12 protein-coding genes are annotated in these 13,352 nt (G+C 39.9%); 3 read left to right on the plus strand and 9 right to left on the minus strand.

Annotated features, from left to right (window positions below; translation table 11 throughout):
* The first annotated feature begins 45 nt into the window (after positions 1 to 45).
* Positions 46 to 852 carry a DUF6503 family protein gene (locus tag ATE92_RS09595; RefSeq protein ID WP_100803498.1) on the plus strand — a complete coding sequence of 269 codons (807 nt, stop codon included), beginning with the start codon at positions 46 to 48 and terminating at the stop codon, positions 850 to 852.
* Positions 853 to 900: 48 nt separating this feature from the next.
* On the opposite strand, the gene ATE92_RS09600 is transcribed toward ATE92_RS09595, so the two are convergent.
* The 3 genes from ATE92_RS09600 to ATE92_RS09610 all read right to left on the minus strand — a co-directional run bounded on the left by ATE92_RS09600 (position 901) and on the right by ATE92_RS09610 (position 6,328).
* A complete protein-coding gene (locus tag ATE92_RS09600) occupies positions 901 to 2,193 on the minus strand; it encodes an amidohydrolase family protein (protein WP_100803499.1) in 1,293 nt (430 codons plus the stop codon).
* A 6-nt stretch (positions 2,194 to 2,199) separates the two neighbouring features.
* Positions 2,200 to 5,163 (minus strand): amidohydrolase family protein, encoded by a 2,964-nt coding sequence (locus ATE92_RS09605; protein ID WP_232729145.1) that lies wholly within the window; start codon positions 5,161 to 5,163, stop codon positions 2,200 to 2,202.
* 97 nt (positions 5,164 to 5,260) lie between these two features.
* Positions 5,261 to 6,328 carry a DUF3810 domain-containing protein gene (locus ATE92_RS09610; RefSeq protein WP_100803500.1) on the minus strand — a complete coding sequence of 356 codons (1,068 nt, stop codon included), beginning with the start codon at positions 6,326 to 6,328 and terminating at the stop codon, positions 5,261 to 5,263.
* Positions 6,329 to 6,436: 108 nt separating this feature from the next.
* On the opposite strand from ATE92_RS09610, the gene ATE92_RS09615 reads away from it, so the two are divergent.
* Positions 6,437 to 7,894 carry an aminoacyl-histidine dipeptidase gene (locus ATE92_RS09615; protein ID WP_100803501.1) on the plus strand — a complete coding sequence of 486 codons (1,458 nt, stop codon included), beginning with the start codon at positions 6,437 to 6,439 and terminating at the stop codon, positions 7,892 to 7,894.
* Between the two features lie 56 nt (positions 7,895 to 7,950).
* Here ATE92_RS09615 and ATE92_RS09620 read toward each other — a convergent pair whose 3' ends face one another.
* Genes ATE92_RS09620 through ATE92_RS09630 form a run of 3 tightly spaced genes read right to left on the minus strand, consistent with a single transcriptional unit; the run spans position 7,951 to position 10,634 of the window.
* Positions 7,951 to 9,060 carry a peptidylprolyl isomerase gene (locus tag ATE92_RS09620; RefSeq protein ID WP_100803502.1) on the minus strand — a complete coding sequence of 370 codons (1,110 nt, stop codon included), beginning with the start codon at positions 9,058 to 9,060 and terminating at the stop codon, positions 7,951 to 7,953.
* A 7-nt stretch (positions 9,061 to 9,067) separates the two neighbouring features.
* Positions 9,068 to 9,622, minus strand: a complete 555-nt coding sequence (gene gldI / locus ATE92_RS09625) for a gliding motility-associated peptidyl-prolyl isomerase GldI (protein WP_100803503.1) — start codon at positions 9,620 to 9,622, stop codon at positions 9,068 to 9,070.
* Complete coding sequence (locus tag ATE92_RS09630) at positions 9,612 to 10,634, minus strand: bifunctional oligoribonuclease/PAP phosphatase NrnA (RefSeq protein WP_100803504.1); 1,023 nt, start codon at positions 10,632 to 10,634, stop codon at positions 9,612 to 9,614. The genes gldI and ATE92_RS09630 overlap by 11 nt, the downstream gene beginning before the upstream one ends.
* A 140-nt stretch (positions 10,635 to 10,774) precedes the next feature.
* Here ATE92_RS09630 and ATE92_RS09635 point away from each other — a divergent pair, with 140 nt between their 5' ends.
* Positions 10,775 to 11,194 carry a nucleoside-diphosphate kinase gene (locus ATE92_RS09635; RefSeq protein WP_100803505.1) on the plus strand — a complete coding sequence of 140 codons (420 nt, stop codon included), beginning with the start codon at positions 10,775 to 10,777 and terminating at the stop codon, positions 11,192 to 11,194.
* 218 nt (positions 11,195 to 11,412) lie between these two features.
* Here the strand turns inward: ATE92_RS09635 and ATE92_RS09640 are convergent, their stop codons facing one another.
* The 3 genes from ATE92_RS09640 to ATE92_RS09650 all read right to left on the minus strand — a co-directional run bounded on the left by ATE92_RS09640 (position 11,413) and on the right by ATE92_RS09650 (position 13,303).
* A complete protein-coding gene (locus tag ATE92_RS09640; RefSeq protein WP_100803506.1) occupies positions 11,413 to 11,706 on the minus strand; it encodes a DUF721 domain-containing protein in 294 nt (97 codons plus the stop codon).
* A gap of 11 nt (positions 11,707 to 11,717) precedes the next feature.
* On the minus strand, positions 11,718 to 12,143 hold the full coding sequence (locus tag ATE92_RS09645) for a lipocalin family protein (protein WP_100803507.1): 426 nt from the start codon (positions 12,141 to 12,143) through the stop codon (positions 11,718 to 11,720).
* Positions 12,144 to 12,223: 80 nt separating this feature from the next.
* Entirely contained in the window at positions 12,224 to 13,303 is a 1,080-nt protein-coding gene (locus tag ATE92_RS09650) for a DNA replication/repair protein RecF (RefSeq protein WP_100803508.1), read from the minus strand.
* Positions 13,304 to 13,352 lie beyond the last annotated feature (49 nt).

Below are 13,352 nucleotides of genomic sequence, written 5' to 3' on the forward strand. Positions count from 1 at the left end.
AACCGGAAGCTTTTCTATTTTTATATGAATTAAAACCAATGAACCATGAAATACATTCTTCCAATTTTTATTATCGTCTTGTTTTTTTCAGCTTGTAAAAATACCACTGAGGAAAAAAACACTGAAGTTGTTGAAAATACTGAAATAGAAGCGGTCGCACCTCCGATAACCTATCCTGAGGGAATTCAAAAATTATTTCAAGCTCATGGTGGTATTAACAAATGGAATGGGATGGAGAATCTGTGTTTCGAAATGGACGGAAAAAACGGGACCGAAACACATTCTGTTTCGCTCAAGGACCGACGTACAAAAATTGAAACAAAAAACTGGACGATTGGCTATGATGGATCACAGGTGTGGTTGCTTGAAAACGAGAAAGGGTCTTATGAAGGTAACGCCCGATTTTATCACAACCTGATGTTTTATTTCTACGCCATGCCTTTTGTACTGGGAGATGACGGAATAAACTATACTCAATTAGAATCAGCCGAACTGGATGGAAAGACCTATAACGCAGTAAAAATTTCATACGACAACGGTGTTGGAGACTCTCCGGAAGATGAATACATAGTGTATCTCGATCCCGAGACTTCACAAATGGAATGGCTGGGCTACACGGTTACCTACACCGAAAAGGAAAAAAGTAACGACTGGCATTTTATAAAATACAGCGACTGGCAGGAAGTTAACGGCTTGTTACTTCCTAAAAAACTCACTTGGTATACCGTTGAAAATAACCTACCTGCTAAGAAACGTAACGACGTTAAATTTGAAAAAATTATCGCAACAGAAACTGTTTTGGAACCTTCGGTATTTGCAAAACCCGAAGCTGCAATCGTAGTAGAGCGTTAAAAAAAAAGCAGCTCCAGGAGCTGCTTTTCTTATTCAATTAAATACACTTTATTTTCTACTGTATTTTTCCATATACCTTTTCCAAAGTTCGGTTTGGTGCGTTTCCAGCGATACATCCCTGCCGTCTATAAAGGCGTGAGTAAGTATATTGGTTCGCATGTCTAAAGCATCGCCTTCACTTATAAATAAAGTAGCACTTTTCCCTGTTGCCAGTGTTCCGTAATTAGCATCTATTCCTAAAATTTTGGCCGGATTTGCCGTGATAAGCTGCAACGCAGCTTCTTTATCCATACCCTGTGCTACTAATTGCCCTGCATAGAATGGCATATTTCTGGTCTGGAAATTTGAAGCATCCGAATTCTGCAATGCAACCAAAAGTCCGCCATCCACCAATAATTTTGGTAATCTATACGGGAAATCGTAGTCGTCATCGTCCATAAACGGTAAATTATGGGTATGACGTACTAAAACCGCAACATTGTGTTGTTTTAAGAACGGAATAATCTTGTTAGCCTGATATCCGCCTACAATTACGACATGCTGAATGCCGCTCTCCTTTGCAGTAGTCACCGCGTCTATCATTTCTTTTTCACCATGGGCATACACGTATAACTTCTGACTCCCATTAAACAGTCCTTGAGAGTTTTTAAAACCTTCATTCTCACTTGTTGCAGCTACTTTTCCGTAGGCTTTGGCATTGGCCAAAAATGCCTTTATCGCATCAATGTCCTTATCATAGTCTTTATTGGGGCTCCAACCACGATCTTCACCCATCCACCAGCGTCCGCGACGGAAACTATTGGGCCAGTTAACATGCACTCCGTCGTCAATTTTTACGGCTGCATCTTCCCAGTTCCAGGCATCAAATTGTACAATCGATGAGGTTCCCGATATGGTTCCACCTTGCGGAGCTATCTGTCCCAGCAATATTCCGTTAGGGCGCATGCTTTCTACCACCTTGCTTTCGGCGTTATAAGCGATAATACTTCGGATATTTGGAATGTAATCTCCCAACTCATCCTGATCATCACTGGCGCGTACCGCATCCACTTCAACCAAACCTAACGATTTGGCGGGAGCTATAAATCCGGGATATACATGTTTTCCCTGCGCATTGATAATCTTGCCTTTGGTAGGGGTATTGGCATCTCCAATTGCTGTTATTTTCCCATTTTCAAATACCAAAACACTGTTATCTATCACAGTTCCGTCACCCACATGGGCAGTAGCTCCTGTAATCGTTATGGCTTCAGTTTGATCCGGTGCCGGAGTTTGTTGCGCTATTCCTGCGAAACCTAAACTCAATACGGCAATTGCTAAATAGTGTTGTACTTTTTTCATGTCGCCTTAGTTTATGGTTTCACATTCAAATTTAATTTTATCCTCTTTTTTAGGAGGTTTGGTTTTTCCACCCCCGTTTTTTTCACTTAACATCATATTGATAAGCTTGCTGCGTTCGGCATCAATGGCAAGTCTTTTTGCCTTGTCTTGCTCTAAATCGAAGTATACTTTTCCTTCAATAATGGTTTTTTCTGCCCTGGCATATACCGAAAGCGGGTGGTCTGTCCACAACACCAAATCTGCATCCTTTCCTTCCTTAATACTTCCCACACGATTGTCCAAATGCAATAGTTTTGCAGGATTAATGGTCACCATTTTCCAGGCTTCTTCTTCGGTCATTCCTCCGTATTTCACGCTTTTTGCAGCCTCTTGGTTGAGTCTTCGGGACATTTCGGAATCATCACTGTTAATGGCCACTGTAACTCCTTCGCTCGCCATAATCGCAGCATTGTATGGAATAGCATCGTTTACTTCAAACTTATACGCCCACCAGTCGCTGAAGGTAGAACCACCAACGCCGTGAGCTGCCATTTTATCGGCTACTTTATAACCTTCCAGAATATGGGTAAACGTATTTACTTTGAAATTAAAACGTTCGGCAACTTTCATAAGCATGTTAATTTCGCTCTGTACGTAAGAATGACAGCTTATATAGCGCTCACCATTTAGAATTTCAGCCAAAACCTCCATTTCTTCATCGTATCGAAACGGTTGCCCGCTTTTCTTTTTGGTATCGTATTCTTTGGCTCTGTTGAAATAATTTACATACAGTTGTTCCACACCCATTCGGGTTTGCGGGAAGCGGCTGAAACTACTCCAATTGGATTGCTTCACGTTTTCACCCAACGCGAATTTTATAAACTTCGGACTGTTGTCGTAAATCAATCCATCGGCATCTTCACCCCATTTCAGTTTGATAATCGCAGAGCGACCGCCAATTGGGTTTGCCGAGCCGTGTAAAATTTGAATAGAGGTAACGCCTCCGGCAAGATTTCGATAGATATCTATGTCTTCGGGATCTACTACATCTTCAATACTAACTTCTGCTGAAGAATTGTGTCCCCCTTCATTGATGGTAAGCGCCGCAATATGTGAGTGCTCATCGATAACTCCTGCAGTAAGATGTTTTCCGGTGGCATCGATAACTGTTGCCCCGCCCGCTGAAAGATTTTTACCAATTTTCGTAATCTTTCCGTTTTTCACCAGCACATCGGTATTTGTTAAAACACCTGCGTCTTCGCTCGTCCAGACAGTTGCATTTTTAAACAACATATCTTGTTGTCTCGGTTTTACTGCGAATCCGTAACCGATATTCGGATAGGTAACAGGAAGAATTTCGGGAGCTTTATTTTCTGAATCCTCTTTTTTGTCTGCTTCATCTGCAGGAGCATCCCCCTTTCGAGTTGCCATATAGGATGTTTCGGCACCATTGGGAAGAATTAATTTTCCTGAAATGTTTGTGCCTTCCGCTGGAACCACACCGGTGCCGCGATATACTTCTTTGGAAGCCTCATCGGTAAAGGAGAAAGTAATCCAATTGGTATTGTATTCAATTTTTGAAGGGTATTTAGTATCACCTATTTTCACTTCAATTTTTGGCTTAGAAATCTCACCGCTAAGATTCATTTCATAATTTTTTCCACCTGCCGAAAGATTGTAACTACCTCTGATGTCCTTCTGATCTTTATCGTTTATGATGTGTTTGTTACCCTGTACCCAGTTTTCATAAAGGGTAGTTTTGGAATCAAAAATATCGCCCGATGTAATTAAAAAGTTGGCGTATCTGCCTGTTTGCAACGACCCAATTTTGTCGCTTTTACCAAGTAATTGCGCCGGAACAGTGGTCAAGGCTTCAAGCGCCCTTGTTTTGTCAAAACCGTAATCGAAGGCTTTTTTCAGCTTATCACTAAATTCTGATGGCTTCTTTAACTTAAACGTAGTAAGCGAAAAGGTAACGCCATTGTCCGAAAGTGTTTTCGGATTCATAGGCTCCTGATTCCAAGCGCGCATGTCTTCCAGCGAGAGATAATTCGCCATATAGGGATTGCTCACATCAAAAGCATCCGGGAAATTAATAGGAATAATGTATCTGGCATTACTGGCCTTAATTTTATCGATCATCTCATATTCATCACCCCCACCTACAATCACATAGTTTATGTTAAAAAGATCTCCAATTTTATCGGCCCGCAAATTATTGTCCTTACTTCCTGCTTCAAAGAAGGAGGTAAGCGATTTATTTTCGATAAGCGCTTCCAAAGAGCGGTCCTTGGTGGTTGCATTTCCTTTCGCGTACCAGTCGGTATCGTAATACATTTGGCGCAATAACGCCATGGATCCCATAAGAGAACCGGGATAGGATTGTCTGCTCGCAACACTTTTTGAAAAGGAAAAATACTGTCCTGAAGTATCTTCAAGTATTCGGCTGGCATCACTTCCGTCGTCATTTAAAGCCACAAGAACACCCGTTCCGCGAGCAATTCCGTCCATTATGTGGGTGTTTACAACGCCAAATCCTGCCTTTCTGAATTCATCGGCATCTTTTTTATCGTATTTAAAGACATTGATGGCATCATTTTCGGGCATAATATGGTCGTTCCAGTAAAAACCTTCCCGAGTGGCTTCGTATTGAGGGGAACGTCCGTCGCCTTCAGCACGCTTCGGTTTATCAACACCAAAACCGGTATACGGGTCGATGAATGACGGATAAATGTGTTTTCCGTTCAAATCAACTATCACCGAATTTTGAGGAATTGTAACCGACTTTCCGGCAGCGACGACCTTTCCGTTTTGAATGAGCAACGTACCGTTTTTCACCATCTGTGTAGGGGTGATATATAGGGTTGCATTGGTAAAGGCTGTGTAGTTGTTGTTTTCTTCTTTTACGCCGTCATTTTTCGGAAAATAATCCTGTGCCATGACAAATTGAACGCAAAAGAGTAGCAAGAGAATACTGGTGGTTTTTTTCATTTGGTTGGAGTTACATAAAGAATTTTAAATATAGGAATGTAAATTAGTTTGAGGCTGTCGAATGATTGCTTTTAACATCTTCTTAAGAATTTTAACATTAAAATGGTTTGTCCTCAAAGTAGTTTACCACCAATGCCACCATATAACTATAGCTCATTATACCGTTGGATTGATTGTTGGCCTTTAAAAACTGATCCCAAAATAGTTTTGAAAAGGTTTCAAACGGATTGGCATAGCTCGCCCAGAAATCGCGCATTTCTTTATAACTCTCCAGAATTCCCGGGTTGATGGTAGTTAGAGTTTCTTCGTATTTTTCAAGATCACGCCGCGCCAGTTCATTGATACAATAACGTAAAGCAAAAATGTAACCGGCGTATTGAATATACGGATCATCGTTGTGCAGTGTTGCCAAGGTAGCTATAAAATTGGCTTCATTTTCTCGAGCATAGCCAATTTGGTGGGCTTCTTCATGACAACTCACCACAGGAAACTTATAGGTTTTTATAAGATTATTTACCTGTGCTTCTCCCGAAAAAGGATTGTAGTAACCGCTATAACCCATATAGGTGAGCCCCAAACTCCAACCACTTTTTTTGATGCTTCTGGGGGAATATGCCAGATTTGGAAATTCGTTTTCCAGCTTTTGGTAGCCATCAATCGATTTTTGAAACATCTCTTTTTGAGTATAAGGCAGCTCTATTTTTACCGTGTCGGCATATCCAAGTTGCCGATGCATCTCATTCGATTTCGCAATGAGGCGTTCGGTGGTCGAAATTAATTCTTCGGTGGTGTAATCACTTGCCAGGTCAAGCGAAGTATGTAATGGAATTCTGTAGTAGTTAAGTCCCCACAGTATATTAAATACAAAATAAACAATAGATAGGGTAGCCGTAATATCCATAAAAAACCAAACCGGTTCTTTCCAAAGACGGTTGTAGTTTTTAAATACCCATCGCAATGCTAAAATAGCAATGAGCAGATAAAATACATCACCTAATGAAAAGGGAATCCAGCCAAAGAGGTATCGCGACATTTTGGAAAGTACAGGGTACAAACCACGGCTGTAATAGGTTTCAACAAATTCGGGGAAATTTTTCAGAATTTGCAATACAATAATTTGAACAGGTAACAAAAAGGTGAGGATGAGGCGCGTTCTTCTTTGCATATTTCAAACTTACAAAGAAATCTTTTACAACATTATTTTTATAGCAGTCTTAAATCAGTAATTTTGTTTCCGCTGAAATTAATTCACATTTATACTTAAATACGATACATGAACGAAGCTATTAGAAACCTGGAGCCAAAAGTAATTTGGAATAAGTTTGCCGACCTGAATGCTGTCCCACGGCCTTCAAAAAAAGAAGAAAGAGTGATTGCCTTTATGAAGGATTTTGGAAAAAAGCTGGGACTGGAAACAATTGAAGACGAAGTAGGCAACGTGATCATTCGTAAACCTGCTACTTCAGGGATGGAAGATCGAAAAGCAATAATAATGCAGTCACATCTCGATATGGTGCATCAAAAAAACAGTGACACAAAATTCGACTTCGATACTCAAGGAATTGAAATGTATGTAGACGGAGACTGGGTTCGTGCCAAAGGTACCACATTGGGCGCCGATAACGGTTTGGGGGTTGCTACCATCATGGCAATTCTCGAAAGTGACACCATTGTGCACCCTGCTTTGGAAGCACTTTTTACCATCGATGAAGAAACCGGAATGACCGGGGCCATGGGGCTTAAAGGTGGAATTTTACGAGGAGATATTTTACTGAATCTCGATACCGAAGAAGACGATGAAATTGGAGTAGGATGTGCCGGCGGGATCGATGTTTCTGCTGCCCGAAACTATTCTGAAGTTGAAGCCCCGGCGAATGCACAGGGGTATAAAATTACACTCAAAGGTTTGCAAGGTGGTCATAGTGGGATGGACATAATTAAAGGCCTGGGTAACGGCAACAAGCTTATGAACCGGTTATTATACGCTGCAAATAAATCGATGCATCTGGCAGAATTGACAGGAGGAAGTCTTCGGAATGCAATTCCACGTGAAAGTGAAGCAATAGTTGCGGTTCCTTCAGAAAAGGAAAAGGATTTTATTTCTGAAATAAATACAATAAAAACGGAGATTGTTGACGAATACAAACTGCTTGAAAAGGACTTGACCATTTCTTTCGAAAAAATTGCTGAAGTTCCACGGAAAGTAATGAATTCAGCAGATCAAACAACCTTCCTCAATATTATGCATACGGCACATAACGGAGTGTATAGAATGAGTCCCGCCATTGAAGATTTGGTGGAAACCTCTAACAATATCTCGAAAGTTACTGTGAAAGACGGGGCGTTAAAAATAGAATGTCTTACCAGATCATCGGTTGAGTCGTCCAAGGCAGATATGGCAAATACGTTAAAAGCTGCTTTCGAACTTGGAGGCTGTGAAGTAAATTTCGAAGGAGCATATCCGGGGTGGGCACCTAATATGGAAAGCCCTATTTTAAAAGTCTTGGACAATTTATATACCAAAATGCACGGTGAAAAGGCACATGTTGCTGCCTGTCACGCCGGACTTGAATGTGGTATTTTGGGACAGAATTACCCTGGAATGGATATGATTTCTTTTGGGCCAACTATAAAAGGAGCTCATTCACCCGATGAACGTGCCAATATACCTTCTACGCAAAAGTACTGGGATTTTGTTTTGGAAATTCTAAAAAGCATTCCGAAAAAGTAAACCATTAAAAAAGCCGCTTAAAAACTTAAGCGGCTTTTTTTATATATACTATTTTACTATTGAGGAGCTACCTCTGTTAATTCCAATTCGAAGATTAAATCACTATTTGGCGGAATAACCGGCGGATTACCACCTGCGCCATAACCCAAATGTGAAGGAACAAGCACAGTTACTTTATCACCTACACTGAGCAATAATAATGCTTCTCTAAATCCGGCAACTAATCGTGCATTCGCGCTATAAGTCGTTGCAACAGGAATGTACTGATCGGCAGCCTTTCTGGCTTCGTCTACCACGTCAAATTGTTCGGCAACTTCAAGACGGTTGGTATCAAATAATCTTCCATCAGTAAAAAACCCGGCATAGTTTATTAAAACTTTAGCACCATCGGCAGGCTTCATACCTTTTCCTTTGTGGTTCCAGTACACTTTTAATCCTGAAGGTAAAGTTTCAGCTTGTTCCAATAATGGAGCAAAAACTTTGGCTTGAGCAGCACCAATTTCAGCTATACGAGCTTCCTCTTCGGCTTTCTCTTTTTCAATATTTTCCATTGCTTCCGTAAAAGAAGTCAATTTCACGTTTCCTCTATTGATAATATTTACTTCCTGAATGGTTACAACTTCGACAGGCTTGTTACTGGGTTTGGCTACTTCAACCGACCCAATTGAATCGACAACTTCTTGCCCGATAACAATTTCACCAAAAACAGAGTGTCTGCCATCAAGCCAAGGAGTTTCTTTCAGGGTAATAAAAAACTGACTCCCGTTCATATCCGGGCCTCCGTTAGCCATGGATAGAATACCTTTTCGGTCGTGTTTTAACGTGTCTACAATTTCATCAGGGAAAATATATCCCGGATTTCCGGTTCCATCGGCCTTAGGATCTCCACCCTGAATCATAAAATCCTTCATAACCCGGTGGAAAGTAAGTCCGTTATAAAACTTTTTCCCTTTAAATGTAGAATCTACCATGGTATTTGTTCCTTCGGCAAGAGCTACAAAATTTGCAACCGTTAAAGGAGTTTGCTCGTTGTATAATTTTGCTACAAAAGTACCTTTGTTTGTAATAAATTCGGCGTATACACCGTCTTCCAAGTCGGGGTATTTGTCTTGGCACGCAGCAAAAGACATGGATAGTACTAAAAATAGTAATGTTAATTTTTTCATGTTTTACTTAATTTTCTTGTGTTTGTTCAATTGATTTTAAAGTTACTGTACTCTGAATTGGGACATTGGTTCCCAGTTTATCTTCAATGCCATAATAGCCATAGGCTTTATAGGAAGGAAATAAGAATGTGATTTGTTCACCTTCCTTCATAAGCTTTATACCATCGCGTAATCCCGAAATTAACTCCTGATTGGTTTGGTCGACCTTATAGACCTGAAGTCCGATTTCGGATTCTGAAATAATCGTGTTTCCGTTTAAATCTTTAACATCGAAATTAAAAGTAACTTCGTCGCCAAACTCCGGTAACTCTGATGCTATGGTATCTTTCACGTTGTAGAAATACCAAAAACCACTTTCTGAAGCGATATAATCTACATTGGGATTGGCTTCCATAATTTCGGTTATTTGCGCTTCTTCTTTTTCGAAAATCTTCTTATTTCGAACAGCAGATTCCTTGATAAAACTTCCGGAATTTCTCTGAAGAGGTTTCCTCGCTTCAGGGCCTTTACAGGCTGCAAAGCACAGGGTGACAATGATAATATAATGTAGGTTACGAAGCATTTGCCAATTCTTCTTTATAGCCGTGCAAGATACTAATAAATTCAGTAACTGTTTTCGATAAGGATGCTAAACTTCTTCCTCCCGCTGCGTTTATATGACCGCCGCCATTGTAATGATTTCGGGCGAAGTCGTTCACCGAAAAATCTCCTTTGCTTCGAAAGGACATTTTTACGATACTCTCCTGCTTGTTTTCAATAAAAATGACGGCAAATTTTATTCCGGCAATCGAAAGCGCATAATTTACAAAGCCCTCGGTATCTCCTTTTCTAAAATTACAGGCATCCAGTTCCTTTTGTGAAAGTGTTATATAGGCGGTATGGTATTCGGGAATAATATTCAGGTTTTTTAGCGCAACTCCCAAAAGTTTCATCCTGTCGGCACTGTTTGTGTCGTATACTTGCTGGTGAATTTCGGCGTTGTTGGCTCCAATTTCCATTAAATGTGCAATCACTCTGTGGGTAGTCGCAGTAGTAGAGGGAAACCTGAAAGAACCGGTATCTGTCATAATTCCGGTGTACAGATGTGTAGCTACTTCAACACACAAGGCGTCCAATTCGCCCAGGGCATCCATAAAATGATACACCATTTCGGAAGTTGAACTCATGGCAACATCACTATAGGTGACAACTGCATAATCGTCCGGAGCCTGATGGTGATCTACCATCACGAATTTAGCATCGCAATCTTCCAAAAGCTGTTGTAATTCGCCTACACGGCTGAGGCTGTTAAAATCCAGGGTGAAAATTAAATCGGCTTCGTTAATAAGCCCGATACTTACATCTGTATCCTTTTCATGAATTACGATATCCTCACAACCCGGAAGCCATTTCAGAAAATCGGGAAAATCGTTGGGCATTACGACAATCGATTTATGTCCCAATTGGTTCAGAAAAAAAGACATCCCTAAACAACTTCCCACTGCATCGCCGTCGGGGTTTTTATGACCCACAACCACAATCTTTTTCTTAGATTTTAAGAGTTGCTTAACGACAGCAGTAGTTTCTTTATCCATAGGGAGCGAAGATACAACTAATTCACATTTTTGAAAGAGCCGGCCAAATATTTGAAACAAGGAGCTTCAAGATTAAACTAAGGTTAATTCCTTGTTTTTGATTCTCAAATGTCTACTTTTGCACAAAATTTTAAAAAACTATGAGAACAGATAGAACGTTTACCATGTTAAAGCCTGATAGTGTTGAAAAAGGACACATTGGAGCCATTCTTGAAAAAATAAATTCGGCAGGTTTTAGAATCGTTGCCTTGAAATTAACCCAAATGACAACTGCCGATGCTAAAGCATTTTACGCAGTGCATAAGGAGCGTCCTTTTTTCGGGGAATTGGTAGAATACATGACAAGAGGTCCTATTGTTGCCGCAATTCTTGAAAAAGACAATGCTGTAAATGATTTCCGTACCTTGATCGGTGCAACTAATCCTGCAGATGCAGCTGAAGGTACCATTCGTAAATTATATGCAGCCTCTATTGGCGAAAATGCTGTACACGGAAGTGACAGCGATGAAAATGCAGCTATCGAAGGCGCTTTTCATTTTTCCGGAAGAGAAATGTTTTAGTAAAAGATATATGTATTAATTGAAAACCATCTGTGAAAACGGATGGTTTTTTTATTGAACTCATCTTGACTTTTTTGATTGAAGTGAAAATTGGCTATTTTGAGTCTGATTGAAGGTTTTTTTGAGTTGCATAGCAGAGCTACGGAAGGAAAAAAAGATAAAAAGCAGGCTTAAAAGAGCAATTTTTTAGCCAAATGGAAAAAGTCAAGACGAGTTCATTACCTCAGAATTAGCTTTTTGATAAGATCTTTGCCCAATTCTTCATTTAATAAGCGTATTATTTTTTCCTTTCCGTAGGTTAATTCTTCACGTAATACCGAAGAACTTAATTGTACGTAGAGCGTGTCTCTATCCAATAGCACCTCGGTGGTATACTTACCAATGGGCTCGCCCAATACCTTAGCCCATGCCTCTTTTGCTGAAATTTTATCCAACCCTTTTTGAAGCTTATTGGAAGCCACAAAGTTTTTAAGCACATCTCCTATTGTATTTTCTCCGTCTCGCTTTGCCATAATCGCTCGTGTTACTCTTTGCTAAAGGTAAAAGATTTAAATCGGTCGTAGGTATATATTTTATCTTCTGAATTTTTAATGCGCAACATACTATCCTTTGCTATTAAAACTGTTTCTTTCCAACTGTCATACGGAGTTGTGTAATACAATCGCAGGCTGTCATCCTCAATTTTTAAACTGAATTTCTCGGCCGAAGCATTTGCGGCAAAACTCCCATCCAATCGCGGGGCTACCTTTTTCCGAACACCACTGTCTCCCGTCACCTCCATAAAGTCGATAAGCGTACTTATCCCGAAATCCTTCTTGGTGCCATCCGGCTGTGTAACACTTTTTATCTCCCAGTAGCCGTCAAGGTATTGTATTTGCTCATTGGGATCTTGTTTTGCACAGGAACCGCACACTAAAAATAGTATTAGGAAGTAAAAAAATGATTTCATATAGTATTGTAAAATAGATATATAGGTTAAATTATTGCTTATTGCTTATTGCTTATTGCTTATTGCTCACCGCTCACCAACTAAAGCTGAAACATCTTATACGTTTGATGCACTTTTTTAACCACTTCCTCGGTACGATCGGCATGCGTATCACTTATAAATAACTGCCCGAAATTTTCATTGTCTACCAAAGCGATTAACTGCATCACCCTATTTTCGTCCAACTTGTCAAAAATGTCATCCAACAGCAAAATAGGAGTTACATTACTTTGTGCTTTTATAAAATCGAATTGCGCCAATTTTAATGCAATGAGATACGATTTTTGCTGTCCCTGCGACCCGAACTTTTTGATGGGATGGCCTTCAATTTCAAAATGCAAATCGTCTTTATGAATTCCAAAATTGCTATACTGAGTGGCTTTGTCTTTTGCGAGATTTTCTTTTAGTAAGATCGATAATTCTTTCTCCAGCAACTGACTGCTATACACCAAGTTAACAGCTTCGTTTCCATCGCTAATCGATTGGTAGCGCTGCAAAAAGATGGGCAAAAACTCTTTCAAAAAGGCAGTGCGTTTGTTAAAAATTATAGTGCCATATGCACTTAGTTGTTCGTTGTAAATTTCGAGAGTATCCTTGGTAAAAGTATTGTTTTGCGCAAAATATTTTAAAAGTGAATTGCGCTGTAACAAGACCTTGTTGTAACTAATAAGTGTCTGTAAATAGGTAGCATCTCCTTGCGAAATGACACCGTCTATGAATTTTCTTCGGGTTTCACTGCCTTCAATTATAAGGTCGCGATCTGCCGGCGAGATAATAACCAGTGGTAAAAATCCAATGTGTTCGCTGAATTTTTCGTAGGGCTTGCCATTCCGCTTAATTATCTTTTTTTGTCCGCGTTTGGCACTTACCACAACTTTTTCTTCCCTTTCAGATTTGTCGTAAATACCATCAATTACAAAGAATTCTTCACCGTGCTTAATATTCTGACTTGTAATAGGGTTGAAATAGCTTTTTCCGAATGATAAATGATAGATTGCGTCCAGTACATTTGTCTTTCCTACGCCGTTAAAGCCCACAAAACAGTTTATTTTGGGGTCGAAGGTAAAAGCTTCAGATTCGAAATTTTTGTAGTTAAGAAGCGTAAGAGATTGTAAAAACATGATAATGAAGCACTTGAAATTATTTACCCGATTTGAATCATTTCAGAAA

It is taken from the genome of Ulvibacter sp. MAR_2010_11, from assembly GCF_002813135.1.
In the GTDB taxonomy this organism is placed as follows: Bacteria; Bacteroidota; Bacteroidia; order Flavobacteriales; family Flavobacteriaceae; genus Altibacter.